Genomic DNA, 24316 nt, shown 5'->3' with positions numbered 1-24316 from the left:
TGAGTGATTTGGCGTGTTATATCGGGGTAGATCTAGGAACCAGTTCAATCAAAATGATTGCAGCAAGAGGAGATGGGACAATTTTAGCTACGACAACGAGCCCATTTAGTATTCTTTCAGAAGAGCCTCTTTACAGCGAGGAAAACACGCAGGACTGGCTACAAGCATTTGATGATGCTTTTAGTCAGTTGTTACTTGAAGTGCCACAACTTGCGAGTGATCTAGAAGCCATTTCGTTTTCTGGTCAGATGCATAGTTTAGTGTTGCTAGATGATGAAGGGAAACCACTTCGAAATGCGATTTTATGGAATGATACGCGAACGGTTGCGGAAGTGGAATTTTTAAATGAGACTTATTTGGAGCATTTGCTAGAAGTTGAAAAAAATAGAGCGCTAGAAGGCTTCACCTTGCCTAAACTATTATGGGTCAAGCGTAATGAGAGAGAATTGTTTGAGCGAACATGGAAATTCATGATGCCAAAGGATTATCTTGTTTATTATTTAATTGGGGAGGTTTTTACTGACCGTTCAGATGCCTCTGGAACCATTTTGTACGATGTGAAGCGGCATATTTGGGATCTTTCTTTACTTGAAGAGCTGGGAATTGATGTAAAGAAATGTCCGAGGATTGCTGAATCTCTGGATACGGTGGGGCAATTAAAGCCCGCACTTAAAAAGAAATTTAATCTTGAAAGTGATGTTCGAATTATCATGGGTGGGGCAGATAACGCTTGCGGAGCGTTAGGCAATATTAGTCATCCAGAATCACAAGGATTGATTTCAGTGGGCACATCAGGCGTCGTGCTTGCCTATTCAAAGCGGGCAGAGAGAGTCACTGGAAAGTATCATTATTTTAATTCCGCTATTTCTGGATGGGACTACAAAATGGGTGTAACCTTATCTGCGGGTTATTCCCTCGAATGGTTTAGAAAGGTTTTTGCACCTGAGGAAGATTTTGAAGAATTAACAAGCGAGCTTGCGCAAGTTCCGATTGGGGCGAATGGTGTTGTGTTCAATCCGTATTTATTCGGTGAACGTAGTCCGTATTTCAATCCCTATTTGAGTGCTTCTATAACGGGCGTAAGAGCGAATCATACGCGTCAGGATATTGTTCGGGCGATTCTTGAGGGGGTGGCATTTTCACTTAAAAATGTCTATCAAGAGATGGAACTTAGCGAGTCGATTCAGACGTTTCGGATTACGGGTGGTGTTGTTAAAAATCCGTTGTGGCTTCAAATGTTTGCGGATATTTTTGAAACGAAAATGGAGGTGCTCACGCTTGATGAAGGGCCAGCGTTTGGAGCTCTTATGTGCGCAATTCAAGGTGTAGAGGGCAGGGACGCGTCAGAGATTTTGGCGAAATTTAATCCTCTAAGAAAGGTTCTTATGCCTGTTGAAGAAAATATTGTGTGTTACAGGGAAGCTTATCAACGTTTTTTAGAACAAAGTGAGCTGCAAAATCAATGGAGTAAGAAAAGGAAATGAAAAGTCAGTTGGGTGCGTATGTGAGTATGAATGCACTCAACTGTTTTTTTGCATGCTTTTTTATTTTTTTATATAAAAAAGTATAGAATAGTAAATGAAAATGTCGAAAAATTGTCACATTAAATCATCAATAGATATAGTAAACTAATGACGTAAATAAATAACAAAAAAGGAGAAAACAGATGAAAAGAAAAGCTTATCGAAATTCACCAGCATTCGTATTGTTGGCGTGGGGAGCCTTTTTAGCGTTTCTAGCATTGATGATTATTGGGCTTATTACATTAAAAGAACCACTAATGGTTAAAGGATATTATTTTATGGCATCCATTGGCCTGGTTTCTTCAGCGTTCACTGTCGCCAAAGTAGTACGTGATAATCAAGAAGATGAAGAACGATACAACCAGATGTTTCGCGCTGTTGACGTGGAACGCGATCAAACTAGCCAAGAATAATAGAGTTTATTTAAAAGGGAGAGTGTTACAGCATGTTGATCCTACTATTTGTTTTAGCAATTCTTTATACGATTTGCACGGCTATCCTACATACACTTATTAAGAAAAAGAATTTTGGAATGAGTTATAGTGCTTTTTCCATCATTCAAGGAGCTTGTATGGGTGCAAGTGTAGTTATTCTACTGATTTTACTCCTAAAAGGAAGAACGCTTGTCTAATTGAATTAAATGAAAAGCAATCTGTGAGTTTGGATGACTTGCAGATTGTTTTTATTTTGAGCAAAGTAAGTTTTTTTATAAATAAAAAGTGAATAAAAGGGTATAAGTTGAAAATAAAGTAAAATTTTTTTATTATAATGAAAAAGGAGACAACCAATGTTTGGACAAAGTGAAAACTTAACGAGGTTTCTTTTGCCGGTAATAGAGTGGCTTGTTTTAATTCTCAACTTGATCTCGATTCTTATTTTAGTGATTGGGGTCGCGCATGTTGTCTGGTTTTTGCTAAGTAAACTTGTTCAACCAGGGAAAAAACAAGATATTGTAAGGATGAATAATTCAGTTAAGAACAAGTTGGGGAGTTATGTGCTACTCAGTTTGGAAGTTCTTATTGCTGCTGATATTATTGAAACCATTGTTAAGCCAACGTTCAAGGATATTATGATGCTTGGTCTAATCGTTGTTATTCGAACGGTTATTTCCTATTTTTTGACAAAAGAAATTAAAGAATCTGAGGACAACTAAGGAGAGATTGTATGACAGAAAAACGCAAAATTTTAGTAGCAGTAGATGGTTCTGAGAAATCCTATCACGCTTTTTCGGAGGCGCTCGAATACGGGGAGAAAGCAGAAATCACTCTGCTTGCTGTGGTAGATCAATCATTACCGAATGATCAAGAATTTTATTTATCACCAGAATACCAAATTTTACCAGAAACGGATGAATTTGAGACGATAGCTGAAACCTACTTAAACCAACTTGTGGCAAGTACAGATGTGAAAAAACCTGTTAAAAAAGTAACAGCAGAAGGCGACGCAAGTAAACAAATCGTCGAGTACGCAGAGAAGCACGCGATCGACTTGATTATTTTGGGTAGAACAGGTAAAAATGCTGTAGAGCGAATGTTGCTTGGATCGACATCAGCTTACGTTACGAAACATGCTCCTTGTAGCGTGTTGATTGTAAATTAAATAATAGCTTTTGAAAAAGAACGGTTGCGGGTGCAGCGGTTCTTTTTTGTTTGTCTCTTTTAATGAGACTTCCCTTTATATGGTGAAAAACATTGTATTGAAAACGTTTACTCTTGGAAATAAAATAAATATGTACTGATAAAAAGTATTGATAGTGAAATATAGGAAGGGAGAAAGTGAAATGAAAAGTCCGATTGCTCTTTTAATTATGAGTCATGGCAACTTTGCGAAAGCTGCAATAGAAAGCGCTGAGCTAATTGTGGGTAAGCAAAGCAATTACGTGACGATGAGTATTGTTGTGACAGACGAACTCGATTCGCTGAAACAGGAAATGCACGAGAAAGTGAAACAGCTTGACCGAAAACAGGGTTTGCTGATTTTAACAGATATTGTCGGGGGAACACCGACAAATCTCGCAAGTGAATTTTTATTGCAAGAAGGGGCGTTACTTGTTTCTGGAATAAATTTGCCGGTTTTGCTTGAAATTTTAATGAATCGGACAAACTCGCTAGATAAACTTGAATCACTAATTGAAGAGGCTTACGAACAAGGTCTCTCGATTCGAACAAAAAGGGATTTGGAAAGGGAAGTGGACGATGATGATTTGCTTTAGTAGAATCGATGACCGACTTATTCATGGACAGGTGGTAACCACTTGGTCCAATTTATACAAAATTGAACAGATTATCGTATTAAATGACAAAATTGCAGGAGATGCGACGCAAAAAAACATTTTGGCAATGGCTGCTCCGCAAGGAATCAAAGTGAAAGCTTTTCCTGTTAAGAAATTTGGTGAAATCATTCAAACGACAGCTATTACAAGACGGACGATGTTACTTTTTTCGACGAGCGAAGATGTTTTGGAAGCTGTTCAAAATGGGATTCCGATTGAAATGCTAAATGTTGGTGGAATGCGTTATCAGGAAGGCAGAGAGCGGCTGACTAAGGCGGTAGCTGTCACGCAAGCTGAAAAAGAGGCATTCAGAGCGCTTTTAGAACGTGGACTTGAGATAACAGTGCAAATGGTTCCCAATGATGAAAAAGTCGATTTAAAGGAGGTGCTCTAGATGCTAACTGCTCTTTTAGTTTCGATTTGGGCTGGTATTTGTGCACTAGATGATATCGGTACACAAATGATTCGTCGTCCGCTACTCATTGCGACAGTTGTTGGTTTAATCATGGGGGACTTGAAAACCGGGCTTTTAATTGGGGGAACGCTTGAAGTCATGTGGATGGGAATCGGGAATGTGGGGGCTTACTCTGCTCCTGATATTATTTCTGGGACAGCAATTGGGACGGCCCTTGGGATTTCATCAGGTGGAACGGCTACAGCTGTTGCGCTCGCTGTTCCGGCGTCGCTTCTCGCGCAACAACTGCTAATTTTATATCGTTCGGGGATTGTTTATTTGAATCCGATTGCAGATCGCATTGCGGATACGGGCGACTTTGGACGTGTTTTTCGGATTAACTATATTCCCATGTGTATCGCATTTTTGATTCGGGCAGTGCCTACTTTTCTAGCGATTTATTTTGGCGCTGGGGTAATTGATAAGGTGGTTGAGGCACTTCCAGATTCGATTATGAATGGACTAAGCATTGCAGGGGCGATTATACCATCTGTCGGGATTGGACTTTTGATGCTGATGATGCTTAAGAAAGGTGCTCTTTGGACGTTTTTAATTGCTGGGTTTACGCTTGCTGTTTACTTGGATTTGTCGGTGCTTCCGATTACGTTGATTGCGCTACCGCTTGCCGTGATTTATGATTTGGCACAGCAAAATAAAACCGTGCCAGTACAAGAAGGGGCAACAGCAGCAGATGAGGAGGATTATGATTTATGACGGCAGAAATTGGAACTCACAAAATTACGAAGCAAGATTTAAATAAAGTTTTTTGGCGGATGCAACTTTTGAATGTCACAAATAATTTTCAATCGATGCAGGCGATTGGCTTTTTATCCAGTTTTGTTCCTGTACTCGAGCGACTTTATGAGGATCAGCCAAAAGAATTGCGTGTTGAAGCCATGAAACGTCATTTGGAATTCTTTAATAGTCATGTCAATGCGGATGCATTGATTTTAGGCGTTGCTGCGGCGGTTGAGGAAACAACGCCAGAGCAAGAGAAGGAAACAGTAACGGCGATTAAAACGGGGCTGATGGGTCCGCTTGCTGGGATCGGAGACAGCATTTTGAAGTTTACTTGGTTGCCGATTTGTGGAAGTATCGGAGCGTCGCTTGCATTAAATGGCAGTGTAATTGGACCAATTTTAATGTTCCTACTTTACAATGTCGTCAATGTGGCGACGAAATATTATGGGATTCATCTTGGATACGCGAAAGGCATGGAGATGATTAATGGCGGCGGAAGCGATCTTTTGCAACGGCTGTCGACGATGGCCAATGTGGTCGGGCTGATGGTGATTGGAGCGTTAATTGCTTCTGTTGTGAAGGTTAATGTTGTCGCGGAAATTTCAGCTGGAAAAAATGTGATTAAATTTCAAGAGATGTTTGATAAGGTGATGCCTGGACTCTTTAGCTTGCTCGTTACGATTGCAGTTTATTTTATTTTGAAAAAAACGAAAGGAAAGCACGCCCCGCTTCTTATTTTGGGGATCATGGTGATTTCAATTCTTCTCACGATGTTTGGTGTTTTGGGTAAATAAAATGACAGAGAAATATTCGGTCGAGCAGGTGGAAAACGGCAGATTTATCTTTAAAGCCTCATCTCCCGATTCTAGTCCAGTAAAGCTTTATCATTTAAAGAGTTTAGATGATTTAGAGCCGCAGTTTTTGCTTGAGGCGGATGCTCCTGAGTTTTCGGTAGCACTTAGTGGTGCAAATGTGCGTTCTTATTTTTTAGTGGAATCCGCTCAAGGCGGCATGCAAATGGTTGCGGAACGAACGCTTCCTGTTGAAGGAATGAACAATTTTCGGGATATGGGGGGATATTCGGCAGCAGATGGTAAAATGGTAAAATGGGGCAAGTTGTATCGCTCAGATCACTTATATAACGCTACGGACCGGGGAGTTGAATATTTGAGGCAACTGGGTATCCACACAGTGATTGATTATCGTAGCGATGATGAAATTGAAAAATATCCAAACCGTGACCTTGCGGATAATGTTCAAACTTATAAGTTAGACCCGGCGGCACATACGGCGGAACTTTCAGCTCAATTTTCTTCTTCTAAACAAGAGGAAGACCAGAATTTAATTCGCGAGATTATTGCGCAAAAGCAAAATGGAACTTTAGTGAATCGCTATGATATTGTGATGAAACAGTATGAAAATTTTGTTTTTCAGGAAAAATCACAGATAGCTTTTGCCGAGATGCTTCGAATTGCTGTGAATCCAAAAGCAGCTGCGATCGTTCAACACTGTCGCGGTGGAAAAGACCGAACTGGATTTGGTGCAATGCTACTGCTTGGTGTGCTTGGCGTTCAGAAAGCAGATTTAGTTGCGGATTATATGTTGACAGCGGCAAATCGTGAGGAACGGAATCGCGTGAAGATGACAAGGTACCGTGAGTTAACCGATGATGAAGAGGTTTTGCATTATTTATACTCGCTTATTGATACGCGTCCGGAATTTATTGAGGCTTCGATTGAAAAAATTGAAACAAGCTTTGGCTCGATTCAAAATTACGCGAAGGAAGCACTTGGGTTGTCTGATGCGGAAGTGGATAGCTTGAAGCAAAACTATTTAGTATAATGAAAATAAATAGCAGTGAAGAGAGGGAGAAAAATGGCGGCGAATTTAGCTAAACAGTTAGAATTTCTGAATAGTAAACCTAGATTTAAAGTACTTTTTCTCCTTTTGTTGCGTGCAGAAGATTATGTGAAAAGTGAAGAACTAGCTAGTAAGCTTGGCGTTACATCAAGAACGATAAAAAATGATATTCAGGCGTTAAAAGATGAACTAGATGATTTGGAAATTCCGTTACTTTCTAAGCGTTCTAAGGGGTACAAATTGGCAATTTTGGACCCGGAACTGGAAAGTGAATTAAAAGGGTTTTTTCAAATTTATCAATCTGAGACGATTGATAGTGAGTTTGATTTACGTGTGCAGTATATCGTTCGTCGGCTATTATCGACGGAGGAGTTTGTTAAGCTAGAAATTATTCAGCATGAGCTTGCTAGCACCAATTCGTTAACAAAGGAAATTTACAGGGTGAAAAAAATCGTTTCGGATTACGGGCTTTACTTCCGTACGCGGCCACATTATGGAGTAAAAATTGATGGCGATAAGTTTCGGAAAGTAATGCTAACCATTCGTTCGTACAAATATTTTGATAAAGCGGCGAACCCCGATTTTGGCATTTCGGCCTATAATGAGCTGTTTTTTTGTGATCCAGAAGAGAAACAGCGCTTGCGTAAGGTTTTCTATAAGACGATGATTCACTCACGGGTCGTTTTTTCAGATATCAATGCGGAGCGCTTTTTCGTGTATTTATTATATTTTAGAAATCAAATGTTGAAAGAAAAGCTTGTTTTACTTGATTTACCGCAGATTGAGTTTAGTTTTCGGGAAACGGAAGAATTTGTTCTTGTTTCCGAACTTTTGCAGAAACTGAAGAATCAGTTTGAGGGTTTTGATTTTTCAGATGAAGTGATTGAGTTTTTGACTGACATTGCGGTGATTAGTTCTGATTTGTATCGTTTTCGTGATTGTACGAAAGAAAATTATGATACGTTATTTGAACGAGGTGAAGAAACGCGAAATTTTTTATTCCGACGCTTGTCTGAAAAAATACAAATGGATGTGTTTGATGACTATACGTGCATGAAGGATTTGCTTAAAATCATGATTCCGATTAGCTTGAAAATTAAATGGCAGGTTTCAGATAGTGTGGATCTGGGATACGAAAAAATTCGGATGAATGATGAGGAACCACTTCTTCAGTTTTTTATGGAGCAAATTTACCAAGAATTTGCGACAAAATATGGCTATCACTTTTCTACACGGGAGCAACATATGATTTTTAGTACGTTTCTTGGGATGCTTAACCGGATTGTACTTACGCATCGCAAATTAAAGTTGGCGATTATTGCTATTGATGGTAGACTTAGTACTCAACAACTAAAATTTAATTTGAAACGCTACTTTTCTGAGTACATTGAACAAATTGAAACACGCGTTTTATACGAATTAGATTTTTCAAACGATCATCATTATGATTATTATCTTTGCTCGAACTACGGTAAAAATATGAATATCCAATATGAGCCAATTTACTTTGCAGAAGAAAACATGACGGAATTTGAATATGTAGATTCGTTAAAGCATATTTTCTTGGAAGCTTACGACTATGATGAAGTACTTCCGCCAATTTCTTTTGAAACAATACCGCTCACTTATAAATTTCAAGTTTTTCCAGTTGAAGCCTTTTTTCAGGAAGGAATGAGTTATGAGAGACTGGAGCTAAATGGGAAGATACCAATTCATATATGCTTAAATCTTTGTTCTAGACAAGAAGAATTTCAGATTTTTTCGTACGAAGCACAGAATGCTGAGGCTGACTTTTATCTGAAGATCAACCTGAATATTGCGGAGAATAAACAGAAGATGCGTATGTTGCTTAATATTCTCAACTGTCTGGCTGAGACCCCTGAAAAACTAGCTGCGTTTTGCGAGAAGAGGATTTCTTCTTACGGACAGCTGTTTTTATAAAAAAATGAGGTGAAGACGATGGAAAAAGAACTAGCTTTTGGTTGGAAAGTTCAATCGAATCAAGAAGTACGTGTGTTTAGAGATGGCGAGGGAGGGATCGCGCTATTCTTGGAAGAAAATCCATTTAATTTTGGTGGCGAGCCGCCTTCGTGCTTATTCAAGTTGACCGAGGAGGAATGCGAATTGCAAAGTTTTTCGAATTTCGTAACGTCTGTCAAAATTACGCTAGAAAAGCAGGTTCAAATTAAATGGCAGAAAGACTTTGTTGAAAACTTATCAGCCGAAGAGGGCGTTTTTGCGTTCCAACAAGAACAGGAATAAGAGAGGGGCGACAATGCGGATTCAGATGAGTTCTCTGAAAATTGGCGGCTATTTAAATTCTTACTTTTGACCTTCTCGGTGTGGGCTTGTTTTTTCCCATTTTAATGAAGATAACCATTTAAAAGTAAAAGAACAGAAATCGTTTAATGGCGTCATTTGAAAAAATGATATGCTTGACGATTCTGTTCTTTTTATTTTATAGTTAGCCTCTTTTTAAATACATTCGCGGATAAAATATTCCAAAAGGCGCAAGTCGTCCGTTAATTCTGGATGGAAAGCAGCCACAAGAACGTTTTCTTGTCGCGCCGCAACGATTTTTTCATCGATTCTTGCAAGAACCTCAGGCTTTTTTCCAAGCTGTTCGAGATACGGTGCGCGGATAAAAACTGCTTGGAAGGGTCCACCTGAAATGCCTTCAATCGCAAGCGGTGCTTCAAAGCTTTCTTTCTGCCGCCCGAAGCCATTCCGAATCACCTTGGCGTCGATCAAACCGAGGCTTTCTTCCCCGCTATCTGTTTCTCGCGCCGCAAGCACCATCCCTGCACAAGTTCCAAGAATCCCTTTTCCTGCTTGATGGAAAGTGCGAAGCGGTTCAAAGAACCCGAAACGCTTCATGAGCCGACGCATTGTGGTGCTCTCGCCGCCAGGCAAGATCAAGCCATCAAGCGCTTCAAGTTGTTCGAGACGCTTCACGGAGACGGGTGCAGCACCTAGCTTTTGGATGGCTGCTAGGTGTTCGCTTACAGCACCTTGTAAGGCTAATACGCCTATTTTTTTCGCATTCAATGTTAAATCCCCCGATCTTGCATGCGCTCTTCCGGCGGTAAGTGAGTGATTTCGATGCCTTTCATGGCAGTTCCAAGTTCTTTTGATAGTTCGCCGATCAATTTGTAGTCTTCATAATACGTAGTTGCCTGCACGATTGCGTTTGCAAATTTGGCCGGGTTGTCAGATTTGAAAATTCCGGAACCGACAAAGACGCCATCTGCGCCAAGTTCCATCATTAAAGCGGCATCGGCTGGAGTCGCTACACCGCCTGCTGCAAAATTGACAACGGGTAATTTGCCGCGCGTTTTCACTTCTTTGATTAGTTCGTAGGGAGCCCCTAAGTTTCTTGCCGCAACCATCAGTTCATCATCACTCATGCCTGAAATTTGGCTGATTTGACTGTTTACTTTCCGCATGTGCCGCACGGCTTCAACGATATTTCCGGTTCCTGGCTCGCCTTTTGTCCGGAGCATCGCCGCACCTTCTCCAATTCGGCGCAAGGCTTCGCCAAGATCACGGCAACCGCAAACAAAGGGTACGGTGAAATCGCTTTTTAGCAAATGATATTCATTATCGGCAGGGGTTAAGACTTCGCTTTCGTCGATATAATCTACGCCCATTGCTTCAAGCACGCGCGCTTCTGTGATGTGCCCGATCCGAGCTTTGGCCATGACGGGAATGGAAACGGCGTTCATGACTTCTTCAACGATTCTTGGATCGGCCATTCGAGCCACACCGCCAGCTGCACGAATGTCAGATGGTACACGTTCTAGCGCCATCACGGCTACAGCTCCAGCTTCTTCCGCGATTTTGGCTTGCTCGGCATTTATGACGTCCATGATGACACCGCCTTTTTGCATTTGCGCCATGCCACGTTTTACTTTTTCAGTTCCTGTTGCTTTTTCCATTTAGATACCCTCCATTTCAAAATTGCGCTCTTACCTTTCCTATGATAAGCTAAGGGCAATTAAGCGCAAACGGCCAATTGGATGTAAATTGACCCATCCAATTTTGAGTGGGAGGGAAGCTGTATGATTTGGCGACTTGAGAAGCAAATGGATTTACCTCTTTATCAGCAGATTATCCGCTTGGTTGAGAAGCATATTGAAAAAGGGGAGCTTCTCCCGGGTGAGAAGCTTCCGCCTGAGCGGAAGCTTGCGGAGTATTTGAATGTGAATCGTTCGACTGTTGTGCGGGCGCTAGATGAGCTTGCGGCAAGTGGGAAAGTGATTCGGACGCAAGGAAGCGGGACACGGATTAATGAAGCAAAATGGGGGCTGTTTGATTCAGCCAAAACGAACTGGCGCCATTATGTGGATAGCGGGGCGTTTAATACGGCAAATCCTTATTTGGATGCGATTCAGGCGCTGAAAATGGCGCATCCAGAGAAGGTGATCGATCTTGCGACAGGGGAGCTTCCGATCGAGTTGACACCGCAGATTGAGACCCCAAGCCTCTCGTGGCAGTCTTTTCTTGCGGAAGAATTAAATAATCAAAGTCTGGGCTACTTGCCGCTTCGTGAGGCGATTGGACGGCGAATGTTTCGTACGACTGGTTTGAGGCGGGAAACAAACCAACTCCTTGTCACTTCCGGCGCTCAACAGGCGATTTTTCTGATCACGCAATGCTTACTTAGGCCAGGGGATGCGGTCGCAATTGAAGCGCCTTCCTACTTTTATTCGCTGCCTTTGTTTCAGTCTGCAGGGCTTCGGATTTTTGCCTTGCCAATGGATGAGGCGGGGGCAAAGCCTGATGAACTCGAACAGCTTTACCGCAAGCACCGGATTAAAATGGTCTTCACGAACCCGACTTTCCAAAATCCGACGGGGAATTTGATGACGGAATCAAGGCGGCGAGCGCTCGTTTCGCTTTGCGCGAAACTCCAAATCCCCATCGTTGAAGATGATCCATTTGGTGAACTTCACTTCAAAACCAATCAAAGCATTACGCCACTGAAAAAATTGGATGAAGAAAATGTGCTTTACATTGGTTCATTTTCTAAGATTCTCGGCTCAACGACACGAATTGGTTGGCTGGATGGACCAGCGGCTGTTGTAAATCGGCTGGCGGAAGCACGGCAAGAGATGGACTTCGGTTTGAGTATCTTTCCGCAAGTTCTTGCACGTTTTGTACTCGAATCGAGTTCTTTTGAACGACACTTGGCTTTTTTACGCGCGGAACTGAAAAAACGACGTGATTTGCTAGTCGAGGCACTTGAAGCATATCTTCCTGGTGAATTGCAGTATAAGCTTCCGCTCGGTGGCTTTCATTTGTGGATAGAGCTTCCTCAACTTAATCAAACAACCGCTCGCGATTTCAATCGTTTTCTAGATCAAAAATTGCTCGTGATGCCAGGTTTTGTATTCGGACAAAAAGGAAGCGTCATGCGGCTTACCTTTGCGCGTGTGACGGAAACAAGTGCAGAAGAAGCAGCGAAGCGGTTTGCAGAGATTCTTGAAGCGAAAAGCTAGAAATGGCGAGTGGGTATTATTCGATTTGTGTCCCGAAAACACATGTCGAGTGAGCACTTTTCAATGTAATTTACCCTTTGTATGTTATTGTAAATAAGTAGCTAACTTTTTGAAAGTGAATAAAACAAGAGAAGAAGGGACGACAAGATGGCGAACAAAGTCGTAAAAAAGCAAATCCATACCATTCCAGTGTTAGAGGTTGTGCGAGACGAACTGGCGGGGGAAAGGCTACCGCTTGTTATTTTCTATCACGGCTGGCAAATTAATAAAGAGCTTGTCTTAACGCAGGGAAGAAAGCTTGCGGCAAAAGGATTTCGGGTTTGCCTGCCAGATGCACCGAATCACGGCGAACGTAAGCAAACGCTATCGCCGATCCCATCAGTTACCTTTTGGAATAGTATCCAAGGAAATCTATTTGAATTTGAAACGCTTTGTGAGCATTACGAAAAAGAAAGTCTTACAAACGGCCGGGTCTATGTTGGCGGGCTTTCGATGGGTGGCATCACGACGTGCGCTTTGCTGACGCATTATCCTGAGATCAAGGCCGCAGTTTGCTTAATGGGCGAACCGGCAATCGTTGACTACCGCAATCGCGGCATTGAACGCGCACGCGCTTTTAACGTTGATTTCCCACAAAGCTACGTTGATTTAATGAGTTGGCAAGAAAAATTTGATTTAAGCTTGCGTCCAGAGCTTTTAGCAGGACGCCCGATTTATTTCTGGCACGGGACGGAGGATCCTAAAATCCCAATCGACTCAGTGAAGCGTTTCGTTGCAGTGAATCAGGGTAAAGAATACGGCAAGAATATCGTGTTTGAAATCGGGGAAGGTAAGAAACATCTTGTGCATACTGATACAATGGATGCGGCAGCAAACTTTTTGGCGGCGAAAAAGTAAGGCAAGAACCCGCAGGTCAGGCTTCGAACCATTTTTGCGGCATGGAAAAAGGTATAAAACAACAGGAGGCTAGAAGAAAATGAAGAAAATTGGATTTTTTGTAGGAAGTTTAAGAAAAGATTCGTATAGCAAAAAAGTGGCGGAGTCCTTTGCGAGATTGCTCCCAGATGGCTATCAAGCTGTCTTTGTAGAATTAGGCGAGCTTCCGCTTTATAACCAAGATTATGATGATTTTGGACCGGTTCCAGAAAGCTATCAAAAGTTTCGCGGAGAAGTGAAGCAACTAGATGGTGTAGTTTTTGTAACGCCAGAATATAATCGCTCAGTTCCAGCAGTCTTGAAAAATGCGCTAGATGTTGGTTCAAGACCATTTGGTAAGAGCGTTTGGGATAAGTTACCGGGGCTTGTCGTAACCGTTTCTCCGGGAGCTATTGGCGGATTTGGAGCCAACCATCATCTGCGCCAATCACTTGTGTTTTTAAACGTCCCTACTTTACAACAGCCAGAAGCTTATGTGGGTCACATTACGGATTCCATTGCTGAAGATGGCACGATTGTTCCAGGAACAGAACAATTTTTCCAAACGATCTTGGATAGCTATCTCGCATTCCTTGAAAAATTGACTAAATAATGAATGTGTAAAAACTGCGAGCTAAAGGCTCGCAGTTTTTTTATCTAGGCGAAAAATCTGCTATAATAACACCATGAAGAGTGTTAACCAGATAAAACGAAAAGGCAGAAAGAAGTGAACCAAGTTGAATGAACTTGAAAATTTAACAGCAAAAATCAATCAATTTAGGGAAGAGCGCAACTGGCGACAATTTCATAAAGCTAAGGATCTGGCGATTTCTGTCAGTATCGAAGCGGCGGAACTGCTTGAAGATTTTCAGTGGAAAACAAGCGATGAGGCCATCCAGAAAAACAGTGAAAATATCAAAGAAGAAATTGCCGATGTGTTGATTTATAGCATTATGTTGGCAGATGATCTTGGGCTTGATATTGAGCAAATTATCGAAGAAAAACTTGAGAAAAATGCGATCAAATATCCAGTTGGGAAAAGCCGTAATACGAAAGCGAAATATACGGAACTTTGAGAGGAGAATCCAAATGACGAATGCGGAGGATATGAAGGAAAGCTATCAAGCAACCACGTTTAAGCTTGCAGGAAGCGGTGCGCGGAATGTTGGCGTGCTAAAAGAAGCGCTTCAAAATGTGGACGGGCAACTCGCAAGTGATATGTATGGTAGCGGTGAAGTGATTGAGAAGTTTGAACAGAAAATGGCACGAATTTTGGGGAAAGAAGCGGCGGTCTTTTTTCCAAGTGGTACAATGGCGCAGCAAATTGCCTTACGTATTTGGTCAGATCAACGCAACAGTCTGCCAGCCGCATATCATCCGCTTGCGCACCTTGAGATTCATGAACAAGATGGCTTAAAGAAAATACACGGAATGGAGCCAGTTCTTCTGGGCGAGGCTAATCGGTTGATGCGCTTTTCGGATGTTGAAAAACTAGGGAATTCGGTTTCTTCTATTTTGATTGAGCTACCGCAGCGAGAATTAGGCGGGGAATTGCCAGATTTTGCTGAATTAGAAGCAATTTCGGATTACTCTAAGCAAAATGGCATTTTTCTGCATCTGGATGGTGCTCGACTGTTTGAAGTCTTGCCTTACTATGGAAAAACTTCCGATCAAGTATGTGCGCTTTTCGATAGCGTTTATGTTTCCTTCTATAAAGGAATTGGTGGCGTCGCAGGAGCTGTGCTCGCCGGGACAGCGGCATTCACCGAGGAAGCTAAAATTTGGAAGCGGCGTTATGGCGGAGACTTGATCAGTTTATATCCTTATATTCTTGCGGCTGATTATTATTTGGAAAAACGCTTGCCTAAAATGGCTGGATATTTCGAAGCAAGTAAAGCGCTTGCCAAGCAATTTAATGCGCTCCAAGATGTGAAAACTCGGCCGGAAGTTCCTGTTTCGAATATGTTTCATGTGCATGTTAGCCGGGAAACGGAAGAGATGCAAGCGATTTTTACCGCGGTGCAGGAAAAAACGGATGTTGGAATTGTCGCAAATTTGCGGGACGGGACTTCTGCGGGTTCTTGCCAGTTTGAGTTGTCACTTGGGGATGCGATTCAAGACATTTCACGCGAGAAATTAGAGGAAGTGTTTCTAGAACTCGCGCAGGCTTTGCGAAAATGAGATTTTCTTTGGTATAATGCAGAAAAAATAGGGGGTGCTGAATGATGGCTGAACAGCGTGTGTTTTCCATGAGCTTTGCGAGCATTTACAAGCTTTATATTCAAAAAGCTGAACGAAAAGGTCGCGAAAAAGCAGAGGTGGATGAAATTATTCGCTGGTTGACGGGATATCATCAGGAAGAGCTAGAAAAACAAGTCGCGAGTGAAATTGATTTTCGAACGTTTTTCGCAGAAGCGCCACAACTAAACCCAAATGCAGAACTCATTACGGGGGTCGTTTGTGGGGTGCGCGTTGAAGAAATCGAAGATCCACTGATGCAGAAAATTCGCTATTTGGATAAGCTGATTGATGAGCTGGCGAAAGGGAAGCAAATGGATAAAATATTACGAAAAGCATTGTAAAAAAGAAGCTCGTTGTCAGGTACAACGAGCTTCCTTGAATGGCTATAGGTTTTAACGCTTTAAAATGATTTTTCCCCTTCTTCCCAAATAAGAAAAAGGTCATTCATTGACGAAAAATCAATGAATGACCTTTTTTGCGCTCGATCAAGCGTTTAATTCTTTCTCCATTTTTAGGCGCTGAACTTTCATAGTTGCAGTGCGTGGGATGTCATCATAAGCCATTAAGATTGGCTCGTTCAGTTGCGGCAAGTCGCTTAAAGCCCCGTACCAAGCTTCCCAGTCCATTTCTCGCCCACTTGCAACAGAGATGATCGGCTGCGGCGTGCCATTTTTCCCGCGGATAATGACCACTTCATTCAAGAAACTTAGGGTGTCGAGGAGTTTGTCCTCAATGGCTAAGGTGCTTTCGATGTTTTCGACTAGATCGACTTGGCGGTCAAGCAAAAGCAAAGCGCCGGCTTCATTTTTCATACCGTAATCGCCACTATCCCAGAACGGGCCGTATACATTTTCGTTGAAGCGAGCATCTTCTTTGTAGTAGGTAAGGGCACGCCCTTTAGAGAGCATCTGAATGTTTCCTGGCGTACCGTTTGGAACAATTTCGCCATCTTCTGAAACGATCCGAACGTCCGTCAAATTTTTCATGCCATATCCCATATTTCTTGCGTCGATTTTTTGTATGCTTTGTTTGGTGTGGAATCTTAGTATCATCGGACCGCACTCGCTTTGTCCGTAAACTTGCATAAATACGGGGCGATGTTCTTTTGAGCAGTTTAGAAAAACAGCCATCGTTTCTTTGTTGATTGCATCAAATGTCGAGTGGAAATAGCGAATGCTTGCAAAGGTCTCTGGTTTTTCACGCGCTAGGTTCACCCATTGCACGAAATTATTTGGATGTGTTTCGACAATGTAAGGCTGATAAGTAGTCATAATGTGTTCGATATTGGCCTCGTCGGGCTGTGTGATTGGAAACAGTGGGAATCCTTGAGACATCAAGGACGAGATGCCGATGTTAAAACGCGAATGAACGGGCGAAATGTGAAAAGCAGCCAGTTTCTTTTCGCGAATCAAGCTGAGTACATTGCGTTGCCACTGCGTCCGGAAGCCCATTGAATTCGCACTGTGCGCAATTAGCTTTGGAATGCCTGTCGTGCCTGAGGTATGTGTCATATAGGAAATTTCATCAAGGGCTAATTTTTCTTGGGAAACAGGCGTCGTTTCGCTTGCTGCGCCAAGTTCTTCTGCACGAATTAATTTTTCTTTAGGGATGTTTTCCATTTGATGAGCTTTTTCGGCCGTTTCTTCATCGAATAAAATGTAAGGGAAGTCGAGTCGTTCAGCTAGAACATTCATGGTCTCAACTGGAAGATGGTAAGAGATCATTGCAGGAACGGCTCCGAGATAAGAAGCAGCTACAGCGAGCAAGTAAGTATCAAATTTTGGCGATTTATAAATGATGATTTTATCTTGTTTTTGGATGCCTCGTTCTTTGAGTAAGCTTGCTTTCTGGATGATCGCTTGGGCGCATTTCATGTAAGTGGTTTCAAGTTTGAGTTCGGGAAAAGCACCAAGCGGTTCATCGAAATAAATGGGAACATCTGGGAAACGCTCGGCGGATGCTTGGAAATTGGAATACAGATTTAACGGTTCATATGGATTTCGCATAAAAAAACTCCTTTTTTATTCGTTCGTTATTATTATAACATGTTCAATATTTCACTTGTATAAAAATTTGGTTTTTGAAGCTAAAATTGATAAGGTGAAGGTATCTAAAGGAAAAAGGAGCGATTTTAATGCGCACAAAAGTAAGCTTATTAATTCGTAAACCGGTAAGTGAGGTCTTTCAAGCTTTCATCATTCCGGAAATCACCACTAGGTTTTGGTTCTCGAAAAGCTCGGGTAAGCTCGTTCAAGGCGAAAAGGTGACTTGGGAATGGGAGATGTACGGGGTGACGGATGAAGTGGTCGTTGAGGAAATTGTCCCGAACGAGCGGATTCGCATTCAAGCGCAAAATTTGCGGGAAACCATTTTTCGCTTCGAGCCATTTTCTGATGCGGAAACAATCGTCGAAATTGAGAATGGAGAGTTTGAAACAGTAGAGGAAATCATTGATACAACAGAAGGTTATACGCTTGTTTTGAGCGGACTTAAAGCCGTTCTTGAGCACGATCTCGACCTGCACTTGATTGAAGATAAACACCCCCATAACCGCGTTTAGTCGACAACATGAAAAATTCAGGCTACTCTTTTTAAAACAGAGCGGCCTGAATTTTTTTATACGGACGAAGTGAGTTATTTCATTTTATTTTTATACGCTTTGATAGAAAGCAAGTAAAACAAAACGGCGATGCCCATTAGCCAAATGAAGGATGCCAAAATGGCGCCTGAATCGGGATTTCCTGCAAATAAGGAACGGATGGCATTAGCGATTTGCGTCATCGGTTGATGATCTGCGAAAACCTGCAACACTTTTCCCATGCCAGATGTTGGAACAAAAGCTGAGCTTACGAACATTAAGCCAAGCAAAATGTAGCTAAAAACGCTCGCGCCTTCATAGGATTTGGATACAAGTCCGGCCAGAACAGCAATCCATGTGAAAGCAAAGACAGCTAAGATGACCAGTAGCAATGCGAGGAGCCATTCGGCCAAATTTGCATCGGGACGGAAGCCCATCAAAAGAGAAATCAGCATGACGGCCGCAACGGAAAATAAATTCAAGAGAAGAGTCGCGATGACATGCCCGCTTAGGATTGAAGACTTGGCAATGGGCATGGAGTGAAAGCGTTCAAAGATGCCTTTTGTAATGTCTGTATTGACGCGAACAGCGGTATAAGAAATACCCATCCCGATCGTCATTAGGAGGACGCCGGGAACGATGAAGTTCACATAATCGGCTTTTGGCATCGTCATGGCGCTCCCAAAGATGTAAACAAAGGCAAGCATCATCATGATGGGCATGAGGATGGTAGTGATGATCGTATCAATACTTCGCAGTGAGTGTTTGATGACCCGACCACTCATGGTCCAGGTGTCGCTAAAAAAGTAATGGCGCATAGTTATTCTCCTTTCTTTCCGGTCACAGCAAGAAAAATTTCTTCAAGTGACGGTTGTTTTTCGACGTATTCGATTTTTTTCGCCGGTAAAATGTTTTTTAATTCATCTAAAGTGCCTTGAACAATGATTTTGCCTTCATGAAGAATGGCAATTTGATCGGCTAGTGCTTCAGCTTCTTCCAGATATTGGGTAGTAAGAAAGATGGTGATGCCAGAAGCTGCCATTTTTCTGATCGTATCCCACAGTGCAAGACGCGCTTCTGGATCGAGTCCAACTGATGGTTCGGTTCATCCAAAAAGACGAGTTCTGGGGAGCCTAGCATGGTCATAGCAAGGTCTAATCGGCGCTTCATACCACCAGAATAAGTGGATAAAGGCTTCCCACCAGCTTCCTCTAAGTCAAATTGTTTTAAGCTAGTTTCGGTGATAGCTTTCCGGTCGGGTAAATGCCGGAGTTTTGCAACGAGTTCCAAATTTTCTCGTCCAGTTAAAATCTCGTCAACTGCAATATTTTGCCCCGTTAAACTGATTTTTTCGCGTACTTGTTCGGGCGATTTAGCCACATCGATTCCACAAACCTCTGCTTTTCCTTCGTCTGCTTGAATAAGTGTGGTTAATATTTTAATAGCTGTTGTTTTTCCGGCACCATTTGAACCAAGTAAGGCGAAGACGCTACCACGTTGAACTTGGAAATTGACGCCATTTAAAACAGTGTGATCTTTGTAGGCTTTTTTTAGCCCTTCAACAGAAACAGCAAGTGAAGTCATTTTATTTTCCTCCTAACTTTTTCATAATACTTTCATTTAGTGTCTTGCGTAAATCATCGGTATAAGTTCGGCAGTTAGCTAAAAGGTCATCGCAAAATGCGGCTACATTCGTTCCTGTAATTTCTAAAACAGCTTTTCCTTCTGCTGAGCCAGCTTCAAATAAATCAATCAAATCGTATTGAACTTTTAACATGTCATATCCGCTACCCTTGGCAAAATTCCACATGTAATGTTGGATTTTGTCGTAAACGAATTGGTAATCTTCTGGGAGCTCCTTCACACGAGCCATCATTTCCCGGTATTCTTTTTTATCGCCCACCATTTTCTTGAGTAAATTCCACATTGATATTCCTCCTCAATAATTTTAATTTTTTATATGTAGTATTACTTAGTAGTAGGGGAAAGAAAAAAGTTTAAATGAAAATAATTAAACTTTCCTTTCGCTATTTAGCATTACTTATTACTAGTACATCGTAACACCGAATAGTAAAGTTGTCAATAGAAAAAGGAAAATAATTTTCACATTATTTTCCTTTTAGGATGCATTTTGTTTTGGTAATCTAAAAACAAGCAGTAAGCAAACAAAGAGTAGAAGCAAGTTCACGTAGATGCTCATTTGCAAGCTAAACGAATATTTTTCTGCGATATTACTTAGCGAGGTCCCACTTAACGTGCGGAAATAAATCGAGCCGACGATCGCGATGCCGAATGAAGAGCCAACGCGCTGAGCTGTGTTGAAGATGCCGCTTGCGCCACCACGATCATTTCCTGAAACGGTAGCCAGTGTAAAGCTGTTTAGTGGCGAGATGATGACACCACTACCAAGCCCGGCAAGAAAAAGGGGTAAAACGGTGAGCCAAGGCGAAAAGGCACCACTCTTCAAATGAAAAATCAAAGATGTGGCAGCCAGTCCGACCATCACGAGAATGAAGCCAATCATTAGTAGTTTCCTGCCCAGCTTTTGCATAAAGCGATTGCTATTTGCGGCTGCAAGCATGCTTCCAAGTGCGAAGGGACTAACGGCAAGGCCAGAAACTATAGCGGAGCGCCCAAAACCAGATTGCCACGTTAGTGAGAACACGAAAAAGATGCTCGTGAAAGCCGCGAAATAAACGAGTGAAAGAACCATGCCCGAAACGAAGACTTTATTTTTCAAGAGCGCCGGTGAAATGAGTGGCTGTTTGCCTTGTTTTGCGGCATGAACGCTGTAAAGGTATAAACCGATTAAAATCGGGAGTGAAATCAGCATGAAAAGAATATCTTGCCACTTAAATCCTTGTGAACCATTTGAAATGACAGGATATAGCAAGAAAAGAAGTCCTGCTGTAAGTAAAAGGACGCTCAGGAAATCAAATGAAACTTTTTTACTTGTTTGATCTCGTTTGGGTAGGAAAAGAGCAGCGAGAATCAAAGTCGCTAAGACGAAAGGAACATTGATGAAGAAAACAAAACGCCAGCCATTTTCTGAACCAAATAGTTGGATCAACAAGCCACCAGTGAAAGGCCCAATTGCAGTGGCAACTCCAATCACAGAGCCAAGAATTCCGAAAGCCTGACCAAGCTTATTTCCTTTAAAAATGTCCATGATCATCGCATTAATTTGTGGAAAAAATAATCCAGCAGAAAGTCCTTGAATGATGCGCGACACAATCAAACTAGTTTCTGTTTGAGCGAAGCCAGCTGTAATGCTCATCAATAAAAAAAGGGAAATACCGATCATATACAGATTTTTGCGGCCGAACTTATCACCCAGTCGACCAGCGAGGATTAAAATCAAGCCAAAGGCAAGCGCGTAGCCAGAAACGACCCATTCGATCGAAGCGCTTGAGGCATTTAGAGCTTTTGTAATGTCAGGCAAAGCGACATTAACGACAGTCGTATCAAGGAGTGAAATAAAAGCGCCGAGCATTATTGAAACGAGTGCGAGCTTCTCGGTGCGATGGTCATTTGTCATGGAAATCACCTCTAATGCCTAAATAGTAAGCTTAAAAAAAGAATAGGTCAAACAAGAACTGCGGATTTCGCTTGTTCATTTATCTGGCTTTCTCGAACTCTATTTGCTTTTTGGTAACAGATATTGATTACGTTAAAAAAGAGGCTTCCAGAATCATTTTATGATTTTGGAAGCCTCTTCAGCGATTATGAAAAATTAACCTACTAATTTTTCATGGAACATTCTTTGGCAAAGTTCCATTTTTTGTTCTTCATTTAAATCTTTTGTATTCAAGCAGTAGCCACTGATACGAAGGATAACAGGGATACCAGCTTTGATTTTTTCAACAACTTCTTCATGATTTAGCACGTTTAAGTTGATATGTTGTCCACCTTTTTCAAAGTAGCCATCTAAGATTCCAACAAGATTTGCGTGTTGTTCTTCAAATGTTTTACCAAACATTTTTGGTGCTCCTTGGATAGTTAATGAGATACCATCGTTTGCATAGTGGAACGGGATCTTCGTAAGACTTGCAAGATTATCAAGGAAGCCACCTTTAGCTTTGTTCGATGGGTTAGCACCTGGGCTAAAGAATTCAGGTTCTTCAATCATTTTGCCGTTTTCATCAAAGACTGGGCCACGGTGAACTGGAGAGTTCCCACATTGTTTCGAGTAAGCCACATTAGAAGTGATTGTAAGAATCGAAACCGTTGCTTCACTGTCTTTGTAAAGTTTGTGTGAATCTAATTTTTCTTTGAACATTTTAAGAACCATAACAGCAATTTCATCCGCACGGTCATCGTTTTCACCGTAACGTGGGAAGTCGCCTTCTACTTCATAGTCATAAACAAAGCCATCTTCATCACGAATCGTTTTAACTTTCGCGTATTTAATCGCACTTAAGCTATCTACAACATTCGCAAATCCGCAAATTCCAAATCCCATGTTTGCTGTAACTTTTGTTGGTAAGAAAGCCATTTGCATACTTTCATAGTTGTATTTATCAGTCATAAAGTGAATGATGTTCATCGCATCCACATAAGTGTCTGTGAGCCAGTCCATAGAAATATCAAATTTCGAAAGCACTTCATCGTATTCGAGATATTCAGAAGTAATCGGTTCAACTACATCAAAGACGCGTTCTTCTTTGTGAAGGTCATCTCTTCCACCGTTAATTGCTCCAAGTAAGCATTTAAGCACGTTAACACGAGCACCGAAATATTGAAGGTTGTGTGTTTCGCCTTTATCTTTGTCTGCTTCAGGGTTTAGTGGGCTTACACAACAAGAGATACACTGCATATCGCCGTAGCCTTCTTCTTGCATTAATTTGTCATTTTCGTATTGAATGGATGAATGTTTAACACTCATCTTCATACAGTAATTTTTGAATGTTTCAGGAAGACGCGCATCCCAAAGTACAGTCAAGTTTGGCTCTGCAGAGTTGCCAAGATTATCTAGGCAATGCAAGAAACGGAAATCCGTTTTAGTTACACGGTGACGACCATCAGCACCCATACCAGCCATCGAAGTTGTAACGAAAGTTGGGTTAGAAGCATAAAGTTCGTTGTATCCGTTTGTACGTGCAAAACGAACCATACGAAGTTTAAGTGTAAGTTGTTCAATTAATTCTTGTGCATCAAGTTCAGTAATGATACCGCGTTCTAGATCACGTTGAATATAGATATCCAAGAAAATCGGAATACGACCGAACGAGCTTGCAGCACCGTTCGCTTGTTTGATAGAAGCGAGGTACCCCATGTAAGTCCACTGAACAGCTTCATGTGCATTTTCAGCAGGGCGACCAAGTTCAAGTCCGTATTCATTACCAAGTGTGATCAAGTCTTTTAATGCTTTAATTTGCATGTAGACTTCTTCACGCAAACGAATGTTTTCATCAGAAGTTACTGGAATTTGTTTCAAATCGTTTTGTTTTTCAGCAATTAAACGATCAACACCATAAAGAGCTGGTTTTTGATAAAGACCGATGATTCTACCGCGAGAATAAGCATCTGGCAAACCGCTTACAATATGAGAGTGACGAGCGCGTTTAATGTCATTTGTATATGCGCGGAAGATACCGTCGTTTGCAGTTGGACGATTGTTTACAAAAAAGTCATGCGTTGCTTGATCCACTTCATAACCATTTTCAATTAAACATTGTTCAGCTGTACGAAGGCCACCATTTGGCATGAAAGCAAGTTTGAAAGGTTTATCTGTTTGTAAACCAACAACGACTTCCAAATCCTTATCTACATAGCCAGAAGTGTGAGAAGCGACGTTTGATACGATTTTGTTATCCATATCAAGTACGCCGCCTTTGGCATCCATTTCAGCAACTAAATCATTGATCTTGTCGTTTAAAGCAGTAGTGCGAGGTGTACTATCTTCTAAAAAGGTTTCATCCCCATCATAAGGCGTGTAGTTGTCTTGAACAAATTGGCCGACATTGACAGTTTCTTGCCAAGCTGTACCATTAAATCCTTCCCATGCTTTAGTCATAGTGTTTTTCCTCCTAAGTTTCCTAATTTGTTTGTTAAATTTTTAACGTGATAAAATGAACAATAATAGTTTTCACTAAAATCATAACCTATTGTGAAAGCGAAAACAATATGGAAAAACGAAAAAAAATAAAATCTTTTATATAACGAAGAAACAGTTTTCCGGGTGTAGTAATACAGTTCTTTGATTGTTGGGAAGTAGAAATGAAAAAAAGT

The 24316-nt window shown here is 41.6% G+C and carries 26 protein-coding genes and 1 pseudogene; 19 read left to right on the top strand and 8 right to left on the bottom strand.

Annotated elements, in window-relative coordinates; genetic code table 11:
* Positions 1 to 8: 8 nt before the first annotated feature.
* The 12 genes from xylB (at position 9) to HB912_RS07675 (ending at position 9112) form a co-directional block, all read left to right on the top strand.
* Complete coding sequence (gene xylB / locus HB912_RS07730; protein WP_185373518.1) at positions 9 to 1484, top strand: xylulokinase; 1476 nt, start codon at positions 9 to 11, stop codon at positions 1482 to 1484.
* Between the two features lie 182 nt (positions 1485 to 1666).
* Positions 1667 to 1936 carry a YiaA/YiaB family inner membrane protein gene (locus HB912_RS07725; protein WP_185373516.1) on the top strand — a complete coding sequence of 90 codons (270 nt, stop codon included), beginning with the start codon at positions 1667 to 1669 and terminating at the stop codon, positions 1934 to 1936.
* A gap of 32 nt (positions 1937 to 1968) precedes the next feature.
* Positions 1969 to 2154 carry a hypothetical protein gene (locus HB912_RS07720; RefSeq protein ID WP_185373514.1) on the top strand — a complete coding sequence of 62 codons (186 nt, stop codon included), beginning with the start codon at positions 1969 to 1971 and terminating at the stop codon, positions 2152 to 2154.
* A gap of 156 nt (positions 2155 to 2310) precedes the next feature.
* Entirely contained in the window at positions 2311 to 2676 is a 366-nt protein-coding gene (locus tag HB912_RS07715) for a DUF1622 domain-containing protein (protein ID WP_185373512.1), read from the top strand.
* Between the two features lie 11 nt (positions 2677 to 2687).
* Positions 2688 to 3122, top strand: coding sequence for a universal stress protein (locus tag HB912_RS07710; protein WP_185373510.1), 435 nt, complete (start codon positions 2688 to 2690; stop codon positions 3120 to 3122).
* Between the two features lie 181 nt (positions 3123 to 3303).
* Positions 3304 to 3735: a PTS sugar transporter subunit IIA gene (locus HB912_RS07705; RefSeq protein ID WP_185373508.1), complete on the top strand. Its 432-nt coding sequence runs from the start codon at positions 3304 to 3306 to the stop codon at positions 3733 to 3735.
* The gene (locus HB912_RS07700) at positions 3719 to 4189 is read left to right on the top strand and encodes a PTS sugar transporter subunit IIB (protein WP_221635668.1); all 471 of its coding nucleotides are present in this window, start codon (positions 3719 to 3721) and stop codon (positions 4187 to 4189) included. The genes HB912_RS07705 and HB912_RS07700 overlap by 17 nt, the downstream gene beginning before the upstream one ends.
* Positions 4190 to 4963: a PTS mannose/fructose/sorbose/N-acetylgalactosamine transporter subunit IIC gene (locus HB912_RS07695; RefSeq protein ID WP_185373506.1), complete on the top strand. Its 774-nt coding sequence runs from the start codon at positions 4190 to 4192 to the stop codon at positions 4961 to 4963.
* On the top strand, positions 4960 to 5784 hold the full coding sequence (locus tag HB912_RS07690; protein ID WP_185373504.1) for a PTS system mannose/fructose/sorbose family transporter subunit IID: 825 nt from the start codon (positions 4960 to 4962) through the stop codon (positions 5782 to 5784). The genes HB912_RS07695 and HB912_RS07690 overlap by 4 nt, the downstream gene beginning before the upstream one ends.
* Position 5785: 1 nt before the next feature.
* On the top strand, positions 5786 to 6832 hold the full coding sequence (locus HB912_RS07685; RefSeq protein ID WP_185373502.1) for a tyrosine-protein phosphatase: 1047 nt from the start codon (positions 5786 to 5788) through the stop codon (positions 6830 to 6832).
* A 33-nt stretch (positions 6833 to 6865) separates the two neighbouring features.
* Positions 6866 to 8791: an HTH domain-containing protein gene (locus HB912_RS07680; protein ID WP_185373500.1), complete on the top strand. Its 1926-nt coding sequence runs from the start codon at positions 6866 to 6868 to the stop codon at positions 8789 to 8791.
* Between the two features lie 18 nt (positions 8792 to 8809).
* Positions 8810 to 9112: a hypothetical protein gene (locus HB912_RS07675; protein ID WP_185373498.1), complete on the top strand. Its 303-nt coding sequence runs from the start codon at positions 8810 to 8812 to the stop codon at positions 9110 to 9112.
* A 213-nt stretch (positions 9113 to 9325) separates the two neighbouring features.
* Here HB912_RS07675 and pdxT read toward each other — a convergent pair whose 3' ends face one another.
* Both pdxT and pdxS read right to left on the bottom strand, forming a co-directional pair.
* The gene (pdxT, locus tag HB912_RS07670; protein ID WP_185373496.1) at positions 9326 to 9898 is read right to left on the bottom strand and encodes a pyridoxal 5'-phosphate synthase glutaminase subunit PdxT; all 573 of its coding nucleotides are present in this window, start codon (positions 9896 to 9898) and stop codon (positions 9326 to 9328) included.
* Between the two features lie 2 nt (positions 9899 to 9900).
* The gene (gene pdxS, locus HB912_RS07665) at positions 9901 to 10788 is read right to left on the bottom strand and encodes a pyridoxal 5'-phosphate synthase lyase subunit PdxS (RefSeq protein WP_185373494.1); all 888 of its coding nucleotides are present in this window, start codon (positions 10786 to 10788) and stop codon (positions 9901 to 9903) included.
* Positions 10789 to 10914: 126 nt separating this feature from the next.
* On the opposite strand from pdxS, the gene HB912_RS07660 reads away from it, so the two are divergent.
* From HB912_RS07660 to HB912_RS07635, 6 genes are all read left to right on the top strand, one after another.
* Positions 10915 to 12351 carry an aminotransferase class I/II-fold pyridoxal phosphate-dependent enzyme gene (locus tag HB912_RS07660; RefSeq protein ID WP_185373805.1) on the top strand — a complete coding sequence of 479 codons (1437 nt, stop codon included), beginning with the start codon at positions 10915 to 10917 and terminating at the stop codon, positions 12349 to 12351.
* A gap of 147 nt (positions 12352 to 12498) precedes the next feature.
* Positions 12499 to 13248, top strand: coding sequence for an alpha/beta fold hydrolase (locus HB912_RS07655; protein ID WP_185373492.1), 750 nt, complete (start codon positions 12499 to 12501; stop codon positions 13246 to 13248).
* 79 nt (positions 13249 to 13327) lie between these two features.
* Entirely contained in the window at positions 13328 to 13879 is a 552-nt protein-coding gene (locus HB912_RS07650) for an NADPH-dependent FMN reductase (RefSeq protein WP_185373490.1), read from the top strand.
* A gap of 124 nt (positions 13880 to 14003) precedes the next feature.
* Positions 14004 to 14342: a nucleotide pyrophosphohydrolase gene (locus HB912_RS07645; RefSeq protein WP_036070277.1), complete on the top strand. Its 339-nt coding sequence runs from the start codon at positions 14004 to 14006 to the stop codon at positions 14340 to 14342.
* Positions 14343 to 14355: 13 nt separating this feature from the next.
* Entirely contained in the window at positions 14356 to 15447 is a 1092-nt protein-coding gene (locus HB912_RS07640; RefSeq protein ID WP_185373488.1) for a threonine aldolase family protein, read from the top strand.
* 44 nt (positions 15448 to 15491) lie between these two features.
* Complete coding sequence (locus HB912_RS07635; protein WP_115753262.1) at positions 15492 to 15848, top strand: DUF2200 domain-containing protein; 357 nt, start codon at positions 15492 to 15494, stop codon at positions 15846 to 15848.
* A 144-nt stretch (positions 15849 to 15992) separates the two neighbouring features.
* Here HB912_RS07635 and HB912_RS07630 read toward each other — a convergent pair whose 3' ends face one another.
* The gene (locus HB912_RS07630) at positions 15993 to 17513 is read right to left on the bottom strand and encodes an AMP-binding protein (protein ID WP_185373486.1); all 1521 of its coding nucleotides are present in this window, start codon (positions 17511 to 17513) and stop codon (positions 15993 to 15995) included.
* Positions 17514 to 17641: 128 nt separating this feature from the next.
* Between HB912_RS07630 and HB912_RS07625 the strand changes: the two genes are divergently transcribed.
* On the top strand, positions 17642 to 18067 hold the full coding sequence (locus HB912_RS07625; RefSeq protein WP_185373484.1) for an SRPBCC domain-containing protein: 426 nt from the start codon (positions 17642 to 17644) through the stop codon (positions 18065 to 18067).
* 74 nt (positions 18068 to 18141) lie between these two features.
* Here HB912_RS07625 and HB912_RS07620 read toward each other — a convergent pair whose 3' ends face one another.
* The 5 genes and pseudogenes from HB912_RS07620 to pflB all read right to left on the bottom strand — a co-directional run bounded on the left by HB912_RS07620 (position 18142) and on the right by pflB (position 24101).
* Positions 18142 to 18870: an ABC transporter permease gene (locus HB912_RS07620; protein ID WP_221635666.1), complete on the bottom strand. Its 729-nt coding sequence runs from the start codon at positions 18868 to 18870 to the stop codon at positions 18142 to 18144.
* A 35-nt stretch (positions 18871 to 18905) separates the two neighbouring features.
* Positions 18906 to 19669: pseudogene (locus HB912_RS07615) on the bottom strand (ABC transporter ATP-binding protein).
* A 1-nt stretch (position 19670) separates the two neighbouring features.
* A complete protein-coding gene (locus HB912_RS07610; RefSeq protein ID WP_036070291.1) occupies positions 19671 to 20012 on the bottom strand; it encodes a DUF1048 domain-containing protein in 342 nt (113 codons plus the stop codon).
* 192 nt (positions 20013 to 20204) lie between these two features.
* A complete protein-coding gene (locus HB912_RS07605) occupies positions 20205 to 21623 on the bottom strand; it encodes an MFS transporter (protein WP_185373480.1) in 1419 nt (472 codons plus the stop codon).
* Between the two features lie 195 nt (positions 21624 to 21818).
* Positions 21819 to 24101: a formate C-acetyltransferase gene (gene pflB, locus HB912_RS07600; protein WP_185373478.1), complete on the bottom strand. Its 2283-nt coding sequence runs from the start codon at positions 24099 to 24101 to the stop codon at positions 21819 to 21821.
* Between the last annotated feature and the right edge of the window lie 215 nt (positions 24102 to 24316).

Source organism: Listeria aquatica (assembly GCF_014223975.1).
GTDB classification, from domain to species: domain Bacteria; phylum Bacillota; class Bacilli; order Lactobacillales; family Listeriaceae; genus Listeria; species Listeria aquatica.
The sequence above is the reverse complement of the archived record's forward strand: the minus strand, read 5'-3'. Positions and strand labels throughout refer to the sequence as shown.